At 74.8% G+C, this 17511-nt stretch carries 12 protein-coding genes; 3 read left to right on the forward strand and 9 right to left on the reverse strand.

Going from position 1 to position 17511, the window contains the following annotated elements; genetic code table 11:
• The first annotated feature begins 186 nt into the window (after positions 1–186).
• Positions 187–1170: a slipin family protein gene (locus ACFVHB_RS27695; protein WP_380327642.1), complete on the forward strand. Its 984-nt coding sequence runs from the start codon at positions 187–189 to the stop codon at positions 1168–1170.
• Positions 1171–1247: 77 nt separating this feature from the next.
• Complete coding sequence (locus tag ACFVHB_RS27700; protein WP_380327644.1) at positions 1248–1712, forward strand: CBS domain-containing protein; 465 nt, start codon at positions 1248–1250, stop codon at positions 1710–1712.
• Positions 1713–1813: 101 nt separating this feature from the next.
• On the opposite strand, the gene ACFVHB_RS27705 is transcribed toward ACFVHB_RS27700, so the two are convergent.
• From ACFVHB_RS27705 to ACFVHB_RS27730, 6 genes are all read right to left on the reverse strand, one after another.
• Positions 1814–2227 (reverse strand): PaaI family thioesterase, encoded by a 414-nt coding sequence (locus ACFVHB_RS27705; RefSeq protein ID WP_380327646.1) that lies wholly within the window; start codon positions 2225–2227, stop codon positions 1814–1816.
• Positions 2228–2307: 80 nt separating this feature from the next.
• Positions 2308–5940 (reverse strand): FxSxx-COOH system tetratricopeptide repeat protein, encoded by a 3633-nt coding sequence (fxsT, locus tag ACFVHB_RS27710; protein ID WP_380327648.1) that lies wholly within the window; start codon positions 5938–5940, stop codon positions 2308–2310.
• A gap of 80 nt (positions 5941–6020) precedes the next feature.
• Complete coding sequence (locus ACFVHB_RS27715) at positions 6021–6506, reverse strand: hypothetical protein (RefSeq protein WP_380327650.1); 486 nt, start codon at positions 6504–6506, stop codon at positions 6021–6023.
• A 131-nt stretch (positions 6507–6637) separates the two neighbouring features.
• A complete protein-coding gene (locus ACFVHB_RS27720) occupies positions 6638–9556 on the reverse strand; it encodes an FAD-binding and (Fe-S)-binding domain-containing protein (RefSeq protein ID WP_380327652.1) in 2919 nt (972 codons plus the stop codon).
• Positions 9557–9888: 332 nt separating this feature from the next.
• Positions 9889–10920: a glycosyltransferase family 2 protein gene (locus tag ACFVHB_RS27725; protein ID WP_380327654.1), complete on the reverse strand. Its 1032-nt coding sequence runs from the start codon at positions 10918–10920 to the stop codon at positions 9889–9891.
• A 218-nt stretch (positions 10921–11138) separates the two neighbouring features.
• Positions 11139–12674: an MFS transporter gene (locus ACFVHB_RS27730; RefSeq protein ID WP_380327656.1), complete on the reverse strand. Its 1536-nt coding sequence runs from the start codon at positions 12672–12674 to the stop codon at positions 11139–11141.
• Between the two features lie 108 nt (positions 12675–12782).
• On the opposite strand from ACFVHB_RS27730, the gene ACFVHB_RS27735 reads away from it, so the two are divergent.
• Positions 12783–13397 (forward strand): TetR family transcriptional regulator, encoded by a 615-nt coding sequence (locus ACFVHB_RS27735; RefSeq protein WP_380327658.1) that lies wholly within the window; start codon positions 12783–12785, stop codon positions 13395–13397.
• 75 nt (positions 13398–13472) lie between these two features.
• Here the strand turns inward: ACFVHB_RS27735 and ACFVHB_RS27740 are convergent, their stop codons facing one another.
• From ACFVHB_RS27740 to ACFVHB_RS27750, 3 genes are all read right to left on the reverse strand, one after another.
• A complete protein-coding gene (locus ACFVHB_RS27740) occupies positions 13473–14177 on the reverse strand; it encodes a transglycosylase SLT domain-containing protein (protein WP_380327660.1) in 705 nt (234 codons plus the stop codon).
• 562 nt (positions 14178–14739) lie between these two features.
• Positions 14740–15768, reverse strand: a complete 1029-nt coding sequence (locus ACFVHB_RS27745; protein WP_380327662.1) for an EI24 domain-containing protein — start codon at positions 15766–15768, stop codon at positions 14740–14742.
• 153 nt (positions 15769–15921) lie between these two features.
• Positions 15922–17367 (reverse strand): amino acid permease, encoded by a 1446-nt coding sequence (locus ACFVHB_RS27750; RefSeq protein ID WP_380327664.1) that lies wholly within the window; start codon positions 17365–17367, stop codon positions 15922–15924.
• Between the last annotated feature and the right edge of the window lie 144 nt (positions 17368–17511).

Genomic DNA, 17511 nt, shown 5'->3' on the forward strand with positions numbered 1-17511 from the left:
GTCCCGTCTGGACTCCGGCCCGGAAGCCCCGTCGTCCGTCCTCCCGCCTCGCCGCGCTGCTCGGGCCGGGGAACGACGCGTTCCGGCGGCGCGCCCGCAGGCGTAGCGTGGAACCAGTGCTCCGGCGGCCCCCGGTCGGGCCGGGTCGGCGACGGCCGGGACTCGCTGCTGCGCGAGGAGGCCGTGATGGTCGTCGATGTGGTGCTGGGGGTCATCGTCGGGGTGCTGATCCTGGCGGCCGTGGTGGGGGCGGCCAGTGTCCGGGTGGTCCAGCAGTTCCAGCGCGGAGTGGTGTTCCGGTTCGGCAAGGTGCGCGACGAGGTGCGGGATCCGGGGCTGGTGATGCTGGTGCCGGTGGCGGACCGGTTGCGCAAGGTGAACGTGCAGATCGTGACGATGCCGATCCCCGCGCAGGAGGGCATCACCCGGGACAACGTGACCGTGCGGGTGGACGCGGTGGTCTACTTCCGGGTGCTGGACCCGGTGAAGGCCACCGTCAACGTCCAGGACTACAACTTCGCGATCTCGCAGGTCGCGCAGACCTCGCTGCGGTCGATCATCGGCAAGAGCGAGCTGGACGACCTGCTGGCCAACCGCGAACCGATCAACCAGGGCCTGGAGTTGATGATCGACAGCCCGGCGCTCAGCTGGGGCATCGAGATCGACCGGGTGGAGATCAAGGACGTCGCGCTGCCGGAGTCGATGAAGCGCTCGATGTCCCGGCAGGCGGAGGCCGAGCGGGAGCGACGGGCGCGGATCATCACGGCGGACGGCGAGTACCAGGCCTCGGCGCGGCTGTCGGAGGCGGCGTCGGTGATGAGCGCGACCCCGGCGGCGCTCCAACTGCGGCTGCTGCAGACCGTGGTGGAGGTGGCGGCGGAGAAGAACTCGACGCTGGTGCTGCCGTTCCCGGTCGAGCTGCTGCGGTTCCTGGACAGCGCGGCGGAGGCGCAACGGCAGTCGGTCCGGCCGGAGGAGGCCGTGACGGAGGCCGGCCCGGGGGCGGCGGAGCCACACAAACTTCCCGCGGTGGAGCAGCTCGAACTGCCGCCGTTGGAGGAGCTGTTGGAGCACTCGCCGCTGGACCCGCCGGTGGACGGCACGGACCGCGCGGGCTCCCCGGACGAGGCCCGGGACGGAATCGGGGAGGCGTCGGCCGAGCAGGGGTGACGGGCCCGGTGGCGGTGGCCCCGGCGCCGGACCACGATGGAGTGAGCGGGAGTGGCAGGCACGTCAGGAGGCCGATCATGACCAGAGCCAGCGACATCATGCACCCGGGCGCGGAGTGCATCCGCGAGCACGAGACCATCGCCGCCGCGGCCCGGATCATGAAGGAACGCCATGTCGGGGCGCTGCCGATCTGCGGCGAGCGGAACAGGCTGCTCGGCATCATCACCGACCGTGACATCGTGCTGAAGTGCGTGGCCGAGGGCCGCGACCCGGCGCAGGTGACGGCCGGCGAACTCGCCGAGGGTCGCCCGATGACGGTGGAGGCGGACGAGGACGCCGAGCAGGTGCTGCGGATGATGGAGCAGTACCAGGTGCGCCGGCTGCCGGTGATCAACCACCCGGAGCACGAGCTCGTCGGGATGATCAGCGAGGCGGACATCGCGCGCGGACTGCCGCAGGCCCGGCTGGCGGAGTTCGTCACCGCGGTCTGCGCGGAGGAGAGCCCGAGGTCGACGGAGGTGGAGCCGCCGCTGCGGACCTGAGACCCCGCCGCGGACCCGGGACCGGGGTCCCGGCCGCTTCCGGGTGCGCCTGCCGGGCGGCGATCGCCTTCGCCGCCCGGTTCGCCGTGCCTCCGGGGCGCTCAGCCGGCCAGCGCGTAGACCGTGGTGGCGTGGGCGGCGGGCTCGTCGTCGCCCTCGGCGGTCAGCGTGATGTCGAGGAAGGCCATCCGCCGGCCGAGCTTGGTCACCCGGGCGTGCACCAGGACGTCCCGGCCGGTGACCGCCCGCTGGAAGCTGGTGGACTGCTGGACGGTGGTCATCGGCCCGAACCCGCCGAGCGCCGCCGACACCGCGATGACGCTCGCGGTGTCGGCCGCCGCCATCAGCGCCTGGCCGGACATCCCGCCGCCCTCCCGGGCCAGCCGGTCGGACCAGGGCAGCCGCAGCACCGCGTGGCGCGGGCCGGTCTCGGCCACCGTCAGGCCGAGGGCCTGCACCCAGGGCGCGAAGTTGTCGGCGAGGATCTTGTCCGCCTCGGCGGTGGTGAGCGTCATGGCGTCATTGTGACGGTCCCTCGCGTCCACTGTCAGCGGATCGTCCGGAGCGCCGCCTCGGCCGGCCGCACGCGCCCCGCTCAGATCGGCTGGGTCTCCAGCTCGCGGTCGAGGAGGCGGAGCGTGCGGGCCGCCACGGTGTCCGGGTGGTCGTCGCCGAGGCACCGGGCGAGGTCGCCGACGGCCCGGCGGTGCCGTTCGGTGGCGGTCGGGTCGCCTCCGGTCCGGAGCAGGGCGAGCGCCAGGTCGGCGGCGCAGGCGAGGGCGTCGGGGTGGTCCGGGCCGTAGCGCGAGGTGAGGTCGTCGAGGACTCCGCGGTGGAGTTGTTCGGCTTCGGCGTAACGCCCCTCGTCGGCCAGCGCGTTGGCGAGGTTGACGGTCGCGTGCAGGGTGAAGGGGTGCGCCCGCCCGACCGTCCGGGTCAGGGCGGCCACGGTCGCACGGCCGTCGCGGGCGGCCGCGGCGGAGTCTCCGGCGCGGCGCAGATAGACGGCGAGGTTGCCGGCGCAGGCCAGGGTGAACGGGTGTGCGTCGCCGAATGTCCGCCGGTACGCGCGGTGGGCGCGGGCGGTCGTGTCATGGGCGGTCCGGTGTTCGCCGGCGGCGCTGAGGTCCGCGGCCAGGCTGAGGGCGCAGACCAGCACATCGGGCGCGTCGGCGTCGTACCGGTCCACCCACCGCCGGTAGGTGTCCGCGGTGATCCGGCGGGCTTCGGCCGGGCGGCCGGCCCGGCGCAGCGCGGCCCCGAGCAGGGTGGCGTTGCGCAGGTTCTCCGGCAGGTCCGGGTCGAGGCCGTCCAGGGCGTCCGCGGCGTTCTGCAGGAGCTCCACCGAGCCGTGATGGTCGCCGAGTTCCCGCAGGTCACGGGCGAGGCACATCTTGCTGGAGAGGGTGTACGGGTGGCGCGGGCCGAGCACGGCGGTGCGCCGCTCCAAGGTCTCGCGGTCGAGGTCGCGGGCTGCCTCGCTGTCGCCGACCAGCCGGTGGTCGATCGCCAGGTTGTTGGCCAGGGCAAGCGTGCGCGGGTGGTCGTCGCCGAGCAACTCGCGGAACCGGCCGAGGGTTTCGCGGTCGAGGTCGAGCGCCTCGTGGAACCGGCCGAGGGCCCGCAGGTCGGCGCCCAGCGAGCTGGCGGTCACCAGGGTGTCCGGGTGGTGCTCGCCGAGCAGGGCGCGCTGGCGCTCCAGGGTGGCCTCGTCCAGGGCCAGCGCCTCGGCGTAGTTGCCCTGCGAGCGCAGCACGTTGGCGAGCTGGAAGCGCAGCAGCAGGGTCTGCCGGTCGTCCTCGCCGAGCTTCCTGGTCCACTCGTCGTCGAGGGCGTGGGCGAGGTCGCGGGCGCGCTCCAGCTCGCCGCGCTTCCACAGGTAGCGGACGCGGTCGATGAGCAGCTGCCGGGTGTCGGCCTCGTCGCAGTCGTGCGCCTTGGACGGCGAGAGGTGCGGCCAGATCGCGTCGAAGGCGGGCCAGTTGGCCGGGTCGTCGATGCCGCCGAGGACGGGCCGGGCGCCCGTGAGGATACGGTGCACCCGGTGGACGGCGACCTTCCGCTCGTCCTCGGTCATCTCGGCCCGGACCACGGCCTGGACCAGCCGGTGCACTTGGAGACCGCCCGCCTCGGTATCCACCCGGGCGAGCGAGTAGCGGCCGAGGGCGCGGACGGCGGCGGCGACCGTGAAGGCGTCGGTCACCGTGGGGTCGAATTCCGCCAGCGCCTCGACCATCTCGTTGCCGTAGAGCAGGCCTCGCGCGACCAGCTCGGGAGCGAAGTAGGCGCAGAGCTGCAACAGCCGTGCGGCGGCTGGGGACTCGACGCGCAGCCGGTCGATCGAGACGCCCCAGGTGGCGGCTACGGAGCGGGGGTAGTCGAAGGCGCCCTCGGCGGACAGCGCGTGTGCCAGCCTCGCGAGGTAGACGGCGACCGGCATCGCGGTGGCGTCGAGCCAGGCGGCGGCGACCTCGACGGCCAGCGGAAGGTCGCCGAGCGCCTCGGCCACCGCGTCCGCGTCCTGGGCCGTGAGCCCGCGGACCCGGCGGCGCAGGTGTTCGATGCTCTCCCGGCGGGTGAAGACGTCGACCGCGAGTGCGTTGGCGGCTCGGGTCCAGCCGAGATTGCGGGAAGTGACCAGGACGCGGCCGGGTCCGTCGGGGAAGTACGGCCGGAGGCTGGCGGGCTCGTCGGCGTTGTCGAAGACCAGCAGCCAGCGCGTGGTCGGGTTGCCACGGCCCAGCGCCTCGCGGGCCGCCTCAGCGGCCTCCGCGACCGAGTCGCCGACCGGTAGCCCGAGCCGGTGGGCGAGCCCGGCGAGGGCGAGTGCCACCGACTCGTTCTGCTCGGCATCGATCCACCAGACCAGGTCGTACTCGGCTCGGTAGCGGTGGGCGTACTCCAGGGCGAGCTGGGTCTTCCCGATCCCGCCGAGCCCGTAGAGCGTCTGCGAGGTCGGCAGGACGGCGGCCACGCCGGCGCCGAGCTGCCGGTGCAGGTGTTCCAGCACCGCCTGGCGGCCGGTGAAGGAGGGGTGGCGGGGCGGGAGCTTGAAGTGGGCGGGGACGGAGCCTGGGTAGCGCAGTCCGGCCAGATCGGGTGTCCGGACAGGGCCGCCCAGCGCCCCGAGCAGGGCCTCCGCGGCCTGCTCGGGCCCGAGGCCGACCAGGTCGAGCACCTGGCCCTCGACGGTCACCGGTTCGACCCGGGCGGTCACCTCCCGCCCGGGAGCGGCCGTGGGTGCGCGACCAGGCTCGCGGCCGCGCTCGCAGCCGTGCTCGCGCGGGCTTCCGTGCTCCCGCAGCAGGGCGGGGGAGAGCAGGACCACCGTCCGGTCGGCCGCCTCTGGGAGGACGTGCAGGCCCGCGCGGCGCAGTACGGCCTCCACCCAACGTGCCCAGAGCGCGTCCTCGGGGGCGTGGACGAGGGAGACGGTGGCGCCGTCGACCGGCGGCCGGCACACCTCGCAGTCACCGAACCACCCCGGGCGGACGGTTCCTCGGCCGGCGCGGGGCGCGAGGCCGGGGTCGACGATGATCCGGGTGGCCACGCCCGCCAGCGCGGCGGGAAGCCAGCCGGCCTGTGCCGCGAGCTCGTCCAACTCCGCTGAGGGCAGGGTGAGATCGTGCACAGCCAGGCGGTCGGCCAGATAGCGGGCAGCCTCCTCGGGGGTGAAGGCCGTCACCCGGACGACCCGGCGCCGGCTGGTCCGCAGGCTTCGTTCCGTCCGGCGGGTGGTGACCACGAGCCGGCCGGTGGTGCTCGGGGCGGGCCAGACCCCGGGCAGATCGCCGGGGTCGGCCAAGCCGTCGAGCACGATCAGCCAGCGCCGGTCGGTGGTGTCGAGCCAGGCGAGCAGGTGATCGGCGGCCGCCGGTCCGGCGCCGAGGCCGAGGTGTTCGGCGGCCAGGGCGTAGGCCTGCCGGATGGACGCGCCGCTGCCCGCGTCGGCCCACACCACCACGTCGACCGCGCCGGTGCGCAGGGCCAGTCGGACATGGTGCGCGGCCGTCTGGGTCTTCCCGGTGCCGGCCGGACCGCTGAGCACCACCGACGGGAGGGTTCCGGGCACGCCGGGGAGGGCGAGCGCGCCGTCGACGGCAGGCCGGTGGCGGAAGCAGTCGGCGAGAGCGGGGACGGTGCCGATCCGGACCGGCCGGCCGTCCGCCGGCGGGCTGACGGGGCGGTGGGCGTGGACGTGGACGTCGCGGATGGTCTGAGCCACCACACCGCCCGAGTTGACGAGATCGCGCCTGCTGGACACGCCGCCGGCCGGGGCGGCGGGGTCGGGTTCTTCCCCGGGAGCGGTCAGCGCGGGGCCGCCCCCGGCGACGTAGGGTGGTCCGGGGTGCCGATGGTGACGGGACCGCGGAAGTCGCGGCCGATGGCGCCGCCGTGGTTGCTGATGGACCCGCCGGCGGTCACGCCGCTGTTCTCGGCGCGGACGGCCGCCGTCGCCCGGGTGGCCGCGGCCTCGTCGAGCAGGGTCCGGAGCTGTTCGGCGGCCTGCGCTTGCTCCGTCGGCGCGAGGTCATCGAGGAAGTCCTCCAGCCGGGTCTGCCAGGAGGCGGCCTGCCGCTCGGACACCTCGGCCAGCCGGCCGGGCGCGGCGGTTTCCAGGGCCTCGCGCGTCCGGTCGAGGCGCTCCAGCGCGACCCGTTCGGTCTCCGGCCGTCCCCGGCCCAGTAGCCGGGCGACCCGTTCCCGGAGCCCGGCCCAGACGTCCGTCCCCGCGGCCTGGACGATTCCCGCACCTCCGGCCGCCGCCAGCGCGGTGAGTCCCTCCACCAGCATCCCCGCAACCCCCAGAACCTCAGTGGATGTGCCCCGATCGTGGTGACGGTCATTCAACTCCACGGGTTCCCTGAGGAAAAGACCGTCGACCACGCTGCCGATCGGCTTTTCGGGCGGCGCGGAGCGGGCGGTCACGGCTGTTGGCGCAGGGCCCGCTGGATCAGTTCGGCGAGGTGGACGGCCTGGCGGCCCTCGGCGAGGTGGGAGATCTGGGTGCGGCAGCTGAAGCCGTCGGCGAGGATGACGGTGTCCTGGCCGGCGGCCCGGACCTCCGGGAGGAGGACGCGCTCGGCGATCGCCCGGGAGACCTCGAAGTGGCCCCGCTCGAAGCCGAAGTTGCCGGCCAGGCCGCAGCAGCCGGAGTCGAGCACCCGGTTCCGCACGCCGAGCCGGGCCTCCACCCGTCGGTCGGCGGCGGTGCCGAGGACGGCGTGCTGGTGGCAGTGGGTCTGGGTGACGGCGTCCACGGGGAGCTGCGGGAGCGGGGCGTCCGGCGCGTACTCGTCGACGAACTCGGCGAAGGTGCGGGTGCGTTCGGCGAGCGGACGGCCGTCGGGGCCGAGCAGCCGGGGGAGGTCCTCGCGCAGGGTGGCGGTGCAGCTCGGGTCCATGCCGACCACCGGGGTGTCCTCCGGCAGCCCGGCGGCGGCCAGTGCGCGCAGGCTGCGCCGCATCACCCGGCGGGCGGTGCCGAGTTGGCCGGTGGAGTACCAGGTCAGGCCGCAGCAGACCGGGCCGGCCGGCAGCCGGACGTCGAAGCCCAGGTGTTCCAGCACCTCGACGGCGGCGCGCAGGACGTTCGGCTGGAGGTGCTCGGAGAAGGTGTCCGGCCAGAGCAGGACCGGGCGCGCGTCCGCGGGGGCCGGGTGCGCGGCGCGGTGGCGGCGGTACCAGCGGGTGAAGGTCTCGGGCGGGAAGACCGGGACGACCCGCCGCGGGTCCACCCCGCCGAGCCGTTTCAGCGGGCCGGCGGCCGGCGACCGGGCGAGCAGGTTGGCCGCGCCGGGGGCGAGGGCGACGGCCCGCAGCCAGAGCGGCAGCCAGCCCATCGAGTAGTGGGCCACCGGCCGCGGCCGGTGCCGGTAGTGCTGGTGGAGGAACTCGGTCTTGTAGGTGGCCATGTCGACGTGGACCGGGCAGTCGCTCGCGCAGCCCTTGCAGGCGAGGCAGAGGTCCAGGGCCTCCCGGACCTCCGGTGAGCGCCAGCCGTCCGGGATCGCTCCCCCGGCCGGTACCCCGGGAGGTGCCCCCACGCCGCGCAGCATCTCGGCGAGCAGCCGGGCCCGGCCCCGGGTCGAGTGCCGCTCCTCGCCGGTGGCCATGTAACTCGGGCACATGACCCCGGTGTTCGGGTCCACGCACTTGGCCACGCCGACGCAGCGGCGGACCGCCTTGGCCAGACTGCCGTCGTCCCGCTCGTACGGCAGGGCGAGCGGGAGTTCGCGCAGCGGCCCGGCGAACCGCAGGTCGGCGTCGAGCGGGCGCGGGTCGACCAGGGCGCCCGGGTTGAGCAGGTTCTCCGGATCCCAGATCCGCTTGAACTCGCCGAAGAGCCCGATGATTTGGGGCCGGTACATGCGGGGGAGCAGCTCGGACCTGGCCTGCCCGTCGCCGTGCTCGCCGGACAGCGAACCCCCGTAGGACACCGCGAGATCGGCCGCCTGCTCCATGAACTCCCGGAACACCAGGACCCCTTGGGGCTCGGTCAGCGGGAAGTCGATCCGCAGGTGCACACAGCCCTCGCCGAAGTGCCCGTACGGGACGCCGCGCAGGCTGTGCCGGCGCAGCAGGGCCCGCAGGTCGCGCAGGTAGTCGCCGAGGCGCTCCGGCGGGACGGCCGAGTCCTCCCAGCCGGGCCAGGCCTCGCCGCCGTCGGGCAGCCGGGTGACGATCCCGGCGCCGGCCTCGCGCACCCCCCAGAGCTGGCGCCGCTCGGCCGGGTCGGTGACCAGGGCGACGGCGGCCGAGCGCTCGCGGCGCACCGCGTCCGCGAGCCCGCGGGCGGCCTGGTAGGCCTCCAGCGGGGTGGCGCCGCCGACCTCCAGGAAGAGCCAGCAGGCGCCCGCGGGCAGCCGGTCCAGGGCGGGCGGGCGCGGACCGGCGGCGAGCAGGGCCTCGATCAGGTCGGCGGCCATGCCCTCGACGGTCAGCGGGCGCAGCGGCAGCAGCGCGGGCACGGCGTCGGCGGCGGCGGTCTCGTCGGGGTAGCCGGCCACCACCAGGGCGCGGGCGGGCGGCTCCTCGACCAGCCGGACGGTCGCTCCGAGCAGCAGCGCGCAGGTGCCCTCGGTGCCGGTCAGCGCCCGGGCGAGGTCGTGACCGCGTTCGGGCAGCAGCGCGTCCAGCGGGTAGCCGGAGGTCCGGCGCGGCAGGTCCGGCATGCCCTGGCGGATCAGGGCGAGGTGTCGGTCGGTGAACGCCTGGAGGTCGCGGTGGAGCCGGCCCACCGGGCCGGGCAGGCCGGGGAGGGCCGCGCGTTCGGCGGGTCCGAGCGGACCGCCGACGGTCAGCTCGGTGCCGTCGGCGAGCAGCAGGTCGAGCGACTCGACGTTGTCGGCGGTGCGCCCCCAGGCCACCGAGTGCGCACCGCAGGAGTCGTTGCCGATCATGCCGCCGAGGGTGCACCGGCTGTGCGTGGACGGGTCGGGTCCGAACCGCAGCCCGTACGGGCGGGCGGCCCGCTGCAGGTCGTCCAGTACGGCGCCCGGCTCGACCCGGGCGGTGCGGCGCTCCGGGTCCACGCCGAGCACCGCTCCCAGGTGGCGGCGGAAGTCGATCACGACGGCGCCCGGCCCGATCGCCTGCCCGCCGATGCTGGTCCCGGCCCCGCGCGGGACCACCGGCACCCGGTACTGCCGGCAGAGCGCGAGCGCGGTGCGCACGTCGTCCAGGTCGGCGGGCTTGACCACGCCGAGCGGCAGGTGACGGTAGTTGGAGGCGTCGTGGCTGTAGACGGTGCGCTCGGCGGCGCCGAAGCGGACGTCGCCGCGCAGCGTGGCGGCCAGCTCCCGGGCGAGGTCGGCACCGGGGGCGGCGGACGGTCGGCTCACGGTGGTCCTCCCGGGGGTGGATCGCTGGCGTACCGCCGCCGATCATCGCAGCCCGCGGCCGCTCACGGTACGGACCACCCCCGGGGGCGTGTCGGCCGGCCCGGGCCGCTGTCGCCGACGGGCCGCCGTCCCTGACGGGCCCCTACCGCCCACGGGCCGCTGTGGCTGATCGCCCGCCCCGAGGGCATGCCGCGGCCGCGCGGCTCCACCCTGCCGCGCTGGACGGACGTCCTGCCGGTGCGGTCCGCCGGGGCGTGGGCCTGGACCGCCCGCCGGATCGCCGCCGCGTGGGCCGTGCCGCCGGCGGCGGCACGGCCCACGCCGTCCGACGGTCAGGACGCCTTGCGCCGGGCCGATCCGGTGAGCGTGCCCTTCGCGATGTGCGAGAGCTTGGCCATCTCGAACGCCGGGTAGGCGCCGCCGGCGAGCAGCGAGAACTTCACGCCCTCGCGGCCGCCCGGCCGCCGGTGCCCGGCCGGCTGGTAGCGGCGGTGGTGCTCGGCGGCGCGGTGGAAGAACTGCGGGCGCTCGGCGCGCGACACGCACCCGGCGAGGTCGAACGTGAACAGGTAGTGCCGCACCATCCGGGTGAACAGCGCGTCCCGGACGGCCTCCAGCTCGGGCTCCCGTGCCGCCAGTTCGTCCAGCACCGCGAAGCTCCGCTCGTACTGCTCGAAGATGTCGAACCGGCTGCTGCCGGGAGAGCCGGTCGGGTGGACGGTCTCCCGGCGGCGCAGCTGGACGCAGGCGCGCGGCAGGACGGCGATCCGCCGGGCGGTCAGCATCGCCTCGTGGACCGTCGGGATCTCCTCGTACCGGCCGTCGGGGAAGGCCAGGGCCCGCTCGCGCCAGTGCGCGCGGCGCAGCAGCCGGTCCCAGGCCAGTGCGGGGGCGCCGAGCAGCTCGGGGCGGGCGGTCGGCCCGAACACCTCGGGACCGGCCTCGGCGAGCAGCGCCTCCGCGTCACCGGGCCAGTCCCGGCCGCCGTGCCGCCGGGTGTGCCCGAACAGCAGCACGTCCACCGGCCCGGTCTGGGCGAGCCGGTCGGCGAGCGACTGCAGGCCGTCCCGGGGCATCAGGTGGTCGGCGTCCAGGAACAGCAGGTACTCGCCGGAGGCCCGGGCCGCGCCGGCGTTGCGGCTGACGCCCACGCCGACGGCGGCGTCCAGGTGCAGCACCGAGACCCGCGGGTGCCGGGCCGCGTAGGCCTCGGCGACGCCGGCCGGGGTGTCGGGGGAGCGGTCCGCGACCACGATGACCTCGAAGTCGCGGAAGGACTGGGCGAGCAGCGAGTCCAGGCACTCCGGGAGCTGTTTCTGCTGGTCGTAGGCGGGGAGTACGACGCTGATCAGAGGTGAGGGCATGAGGCCGGAGCGTAGGAGCGGATGCGGGAGGTGGCAAAGGTCTGACAGTCCGTAATTATGAGCAATACCCGTCAAATCGTACGGGTGTGCGCCAGATCTTCACGCGGCGTACCGGACGCGTCCACGTCACCGCCCCGGAACGGCCCGGGCGGCCGGGCCGAAGCCCGGCCACCCGGCTCAACCGCCCGCCGCCACGCGGGCTCAACCGCCACGCGGGCTCAACCGCGCGCCGTCACGGCGCCCGGGCGGCGCAGCAGGAGCGCCACCGCGACGGCGGCCAGCGCGGCCACGCCCGCCCCGGTGAGCAGGGTGAGGCGCATGCCGTCCACGAACGCCGTCCGGGCGTGCTCGCCGACCGGGCCGCCGATCCGGGCGGCGGCGGCCAGCGAGGAGCGGGCGGCCTCGGCGGCCCGCGGGGGCAGGCCGGTGACGTCGAGGTGGCCGCGGTAGCCCGCGCTGAGCAGGCTGCCGAGGACGGCGATGCCGAGGGCGCCGCCGAGCTCCCGGGAGAGGTCGTTCATCGCCGAGCCGACGTTCTGCAGGGAGCGGGGCAGCGCGTCCGTGATGGCGGTGGTGGCGGGCGTCATCGCCAGCCCCGCTCCGGCGCCGAGCAGCAGCAGGGCGGCGGCGAGCCGCCAGTACGGGCTGTCGGCGTCGAGCCCGCCGAGCGCGGCCATCGCGCCGGCGATCAGCACCAGCCCGAGCACCCACGGGCCCCGGGCGCCGAACCGCTCGACCAGCCTCGGGGTGAGCCGGGAGCACGGCACCATCGTGACGGCCATCGGCAGCACGCTCACCGCCGCCACGAAGGCGGTGTCGCCGCGGACCAGCTGCAGGTACTGCATGATCACGAAGATGTAGCCGAAGAAGGCGAAGAACTGGCAGAGGATCGACAGCGTGCCGGCCGCGAACCGCCGGTTGCGGAACAGTCGCGGGTCCAGCAGGGGGTGGCTGCGGCGCAGCTCCCACACCACGAAGCCGGCCAGCAGGGCCAGCCCGGCCGCGATCCCGCCGAGGGTGACCGGCTCCGCCCAGCCGCGGGTCGGCGCCTCGATCACCGAGTAGACCAGCGCGCCCAGACCGGCCGTGGCCAGCAGCGCGCCGCCGACGTCCAGCCGCGGGGCGTCCGGATCGGCGGACTCGGGCACGAACAGCAGCGTCCCGGCCAGTGCGGCCACCGCGAGCAACACGTTCAGCAGGAACACCGCGCGCCAGGACCAGAACTCCAGCAGCGTCCCCGAGGCGAGCAGGCCGACCACCGCGCCGGCGCCCGCCACCGCGGCCCAGACGCTGACGGCCCTGGTCCGCTGGGCGCGCGGGAACGTGCCGGTGATGGTGGAGAGGGTGGCCGGCATGACCAGCGCCGCGCCCACCCCGAGCAGGCCGCGCAGGGCGATCAGCGTCGTCGGGTCGGTGGTCAGCGCGGCCAGCCCGGACCCGCCGCCGAACAGGGTGAGGCCGACCACCAGCGCGCGGCGGCGGCCGAACCGGTCGCCCAGCGCCCCCGCCGGCAGCAGCAGCGCCGCGAACACCAGGCTGTAGACGTCGATGATCCAGGACAGCTGGGTCTGGCTGCCGTGCGTCTCCCGGGCGAGGTCCGGCAGCGCCACGTTCAGCGAGGCCATCGCGGCGACCACGGTGGCCAGCGCGAGGCAGGTGACCAGCAGCACCAGCTGGTGGCGGACGGGCGGCCCGTCGGGGGCGGCGGCGTCCGTGGTCCGGGCGGCGGTGGCCCGTGGCTCGGTGGCGGTCATGGCGGTGTCCTTCTCTCCCTGGCGTCCGGGCGCCGGCCCCGGTCGCTCGGACGGGGGGCGGCGCGATGCGGCCAGGGTGGGCGCGCCGCCGATAGGATTTCAACCGTGATGAATAAATCGCCGCGCCGCGGCCGGCGGACCGGCAGCCCCGACACCCGCGCCCAGATCCTCGACGTCGCCCGCCGGCGCTTCCTGGCCGAGGGCTACCGGGCGGTCACGCTGCGCTCGGTCGCCGCCGACGCCGGCGTGGACCTCGCCCTGGTCAGCTACTACTTCGGCTCCAAGAAGGGCCTGTTCGGTGCCGCCCTCGCGCTGGCCAGCAACCCCGCCGAACAGCTCGCGCTCGTCCTCGAAGGGGACGTCGACACCCTGCCCGACCGGGTGCTCGCCCAGGTCCTGACCATCTGGGCCGAGCCGGAGAACGCCACGCCGCTGCGCGCCATGCTCGGCGGCGCCGCCCAGGACCCGGCGCTCGCCGTCCTGGTGAACGAGGTGCTCCAGCGCGAGATGATCGACCGGATCGCCGCCCGGATCGGCGGCCAGGACGCCCGGCGGCGGGCCTGCGAGTTCGCCTCCCAGCTGGCCGGCCTGATCATGGCGCGTCACGTCCTGCGCCTCGAACCGCTGGCGTCGCTCCCGGCCGATGAAATCGCCCGCAGCTACCTCCCGCTGCTGCGGCACGCCCTGCGGCCCCGCACGGGGGCACCCTGGGCGGCCCGGTGAGAGCCGAAGACCCCGCGCGGAGGAGCTCCGCGCGGGGTCGGTGGTGCTGCCGGTCGGCGTGGTCGCCGGGCCGGCTCAGTACCAGTGGTGGGCCTGCCAGAACGCCCAGGCGCCGCAGGGGCTGCCGTAGCGGGTGTTCATGTAGTTCAGGCCCCACTTGATCTGGGTGGCCGGGTTGGTGCGCCAGTCGGCGCCGGCCGAGGCCATCTTGGAGCCGGGGAGGGCCTGGACCAGGCCGTACGCGCCGGAGGAGGCGTTGACGGCGAGCGGGTTCCAGCTGCTCTCGTGGGACACGATGTTGCTGAAGCACTGGAGCTGGCCGGCCGGGACGATCTGGGCGGCGATCTCGCGCGGGCTGCCGGAGTAGGACGGCTTGGCCTTCAGGGCGGGCCGCTCCTGCGAACGGGAGGCGGCGGCCGCCGCGTCGGCCTTGGCCTTGGCCTCCGCCTGGGCCTTCGCCTCGGCCTCGGCCTGCGCCTGGGCGGCGGCCTGGGCCTGCGCGGCGGCGGCAGCGGCGGCGTCAGCCTGGGCCTGCGCCTGGGCGGCGGCAGCGGCGTCGGCCTGCGGGGCCGGGGCGGCCGGCGCCGGAGCCTGGTCGGCGACCGGCTGCCCGTCCACGGAGACACCGGCGACACCGGCGACCCCGGCCACCGGGGCGGCGACCTCGGCGGCGTTGCCGCCGGCCTGCGGGAGAGCGAGGGCGGCGGTGGCCGCGCTCGCCACCACGAGGGTGGTGATACCGGTGATCAGCGAGTTGCGGCGGGCGTGGCTGAGCTGCATGAAGCGGACGATCCTTCTCCGTCGGGGCCGTGTCGGGACGCGGGGCATCCGGCACGCGGGCAGGGCTCGGGTGAGCTAGGGGGCCCGCAATGCCGTCCGGGACGGCCATGGCACCCCGGCGGTGAGGCGGGGCGGGCGGGATGCGCGGCGGCCGGGACCGGTCCGCGCTGCCTGGCGACGGGCCATTCTTGGCAGAGCGCGCGACGGGCGGCAAAGACGCCCGCTACTACGGGCAGTAGTGGATAAAAGGGCCGAAATGGCGAAGCGCCCGGCCGGAGCCGGGCGCTTCTGTCCTATATGTCCCTTTTGTTCAAACGGCAGGTGAACCGGTCGCACCGTCGACGAACGATCGGTCCGAACGGCCGCTCGGCCTGCGTTCTTCCGGGCCGCCGCGCGCGTCCGGCTCGGGCCCGGCCGGTGCCGGGTCGGCCCCGGGGGCGGCGGGCGCGGCCTCCGCGCACGGCTTGCCACTATCCACGGCAGTAGACGGCGAAGGCCGTGTGGGCGGCTTCACACCCGGACCGGCCGCGGGTGCGCGCAGGGTGACCGGCCGATCACCCGTTCAGCTGCTCCGGTACGGGTTCTCGGCGGAGGGGTTCCGGGCGTACGGGTTCTCGCCGTACCGGTGCTCGGTGGACGGGTTCTCCGGGCGCGGGCCCGCCGCGTACGGATGCTCCGCGTACCCGCCCGCCGCGTACGGGTTGCCGGCCACCGGCCGCTGGTCGGCGTAGTGCGGCGCACCCGGCACACCCGGTGCGCCCGGTGCGCCCGGTGCGCCCGGGATCTCCGGGGCGGACACGCCCTCCGGCCGCCGCTCCTCGTCGTCCTCGTCGTCCTCGTCGGCCGGCTGCGCCTCGACCGGGACCAGGTCGCGGGCCAGCAGCGTCGCCCCGGCCACCGCGCCGGGCATCGCGAGGACGGTCACCAGCGGGATCAGGAAGGCCAGGATCAGCGGCACGCCGAACCCGAGCGAGAGCCCCAGCCGCCCGCGCAGCAGTCGGATCCGCTCGCGCTGCGGCACCCCGCGCCGCTGCAGCGCCACCGCGGTCAGCTCGACCGACAGGAAGAAGCCGGACACCATGAACCCGGCCACCGGCACCAGCGTCTGCCCGACCACCGGGATGAACCCGAGGGCGAACAGCAGGATGCCGAAGCCGGCCACCCGCACCAGGACGTAGAGGCTGTCCCGGGCGGCGACCACCAGTTCGCGCCAGAGCGGCACGTCCGGCGGGGTGGGTGCGCCGCCCTCGGTCTCGTCGACCTTCTCGCAGAGCGACTCGTAGAACGGCTGGCCGACCAGCAGGGTGACCGCGGTGAAGGTGATCAGCGAGATCAGCAGCCCGCCGCCGAAGACGATCAACGCGAGCGCACCGCGCAGCAGGCCCTGCCAGGGCGAGCCCCAGTGGTCGGCGAACGGGGTGGCCCAGGCGGCGAGGTCCTCGGACCAGCCGCCGAGGAGGACCAGCGCCACCGCGTACCCGATCAGGGTGATCAGCGCGGGGATCATCCCGAACGCCCACCAGCGGCCGTGCCGCCCCACCCACTTCTGGCCCTTGGCCAGGTAACCCATCCCCGCCACAAGATCTCGCATAGGGGGACAGCGTAGGGGCAGGCCGTCGGCGGGTCATACCCGTCCCGCGGCGGTCCGCCGAGGGCCGGCGCTCAGGGGCCGGAGAACGCCACCGGGCCCGGGAGCCTCCGCAACGGCTCCCGGGCCCGGCGTTCACGGGCGGTGTGGTCCGGATCAGGCAGCCGGTTCCACCGCCGCGGCCCGCCGCCGTCGGCCCACCACGGCCGAGGCCGCCACCACGATCGCCGCGGCGACCAGCGACAGGTACATCTGCTTCCGCCCGTCGGCGTCGGTGAACATGTACGCCATCACGAAGCCGATCATGCCGATCGCGGTCCAGGTGAGGTAGGGGTACAGCCACATCCGGACGGTCAGGCGCTCCGGCGTCTCGCGCTCGATGATCTTCCGCATCCGCAGCTGGGAGAAGCAGATCACCAGCCAGACGAAGAGCGCCACCGCGCCGGAGGAGTTGAGCAGGAAGGAGAAGACGGTGTCGGGGGAGGTGTAGTTGAAGAAGACGGCGATGAAGCCGAACACCACCGAGGCGAGGATCGCGACCCGCGGCACGCCGGTGCGGGTCACCGTGGCGAAGGCCTTGGGGGCGTCGCCGCGCCGGCCCAGCGAGAAGGCCATCCGGGAGGCGGTGTACATCCCGGAGTTGAGGCAGGAGAGCACGGCCGTCAGGACGATCACGTCCATCACCTGGCCGGCGCCCGGGATGCCGACGTGCTCCAGCACGGCGACGTACGGGCTGGACTTGACCGCCTCGGAGTCCCACGGCAGCAGGGTGACCACGAGGAGGATCGAGCCCAGGTAGAACACGCCGATGCGCCAGATCACGCTGTTGGTGGCCTTGCTGACCGCCTTCTCCGGGTCCTCGGACTCGCCGGCGGCCAGGGTGACGATCTCGCTGCCCATGAAGGCGAAGACGACGGTGAGCATGCCGGTGAAGACCGCCCCCACGCCGTGCGGCAGGAAGCCGCCGTGGCCGACCAGGTTCGTGGTGCCGACCGCGTGGGTGCCGGGCAGCAGCCCGAACGCGGCCAGGGTGCCGATCACCAGGAAGGCGGCGATCGCCACCACCTTGATCCCGGCGAACCAGAACTCGAACTCGCCGTAGGAGGCGACCGAGAACAGGTTGGTGGCGGTCAGCACCGCCATGACGATCAGTGCCCAGCCCCACTGCGGCACGCCGGGCACCCAGTTGTTGAGGATCTTCGCACCGGCGGTGGCCTCGACGGCCAGCACCACGACCCAGAAGAACCAGTACAGCCAGCCGATGGTGAAGCCGGCCCAGCGGCCGAGCGCCCGGTCCGCGTACGCGGAGAACGAGCCGCTCTGCGGGTCGGCCGCCGCCATCTCGCCGAGCATCCGCATCACCAGGACGACCAGCACACCGGCCAGCGTGTAGGAGAGCAGGATGCCGGGGCCGGTCGAGGCGATGCCGGCGCCGGAGCCGACGAAGAGGCCGGCGCCGATCACGCCGCCGATCGCGATCATCGACAGGTGGCGGTTCTTGAGCCCGGCCTTCAGGTGGCCGTCGGCGCCGTGGCCGTGGTCGTGCCGGGTCGCGGCGTCGACCGGCGGCTTCGCGGCCGGGGTGGTGGTTTCCGCACTCATGTGAGGGTGCCCTGTTGCCTTTCCAGCGCGGCTGACCCTCGGCTCGTACGCCGGAGGGTGGGGGACGGACCCGCGCAATGCGGTGCAACCTAACTTCTACCTACGAGTATCGGAACAAGGCACTGGGAATTGTTCGCTCAGCGG

The organism is Kitasatospora sp. NPDC127111 (assembly GCF_042677465.1).
Taxonomy (GTDB): Bacteria; Actinomycetota; Actinomycetes; order Streptomycetales; family Streptomycetaceae; genus Kitasatospora.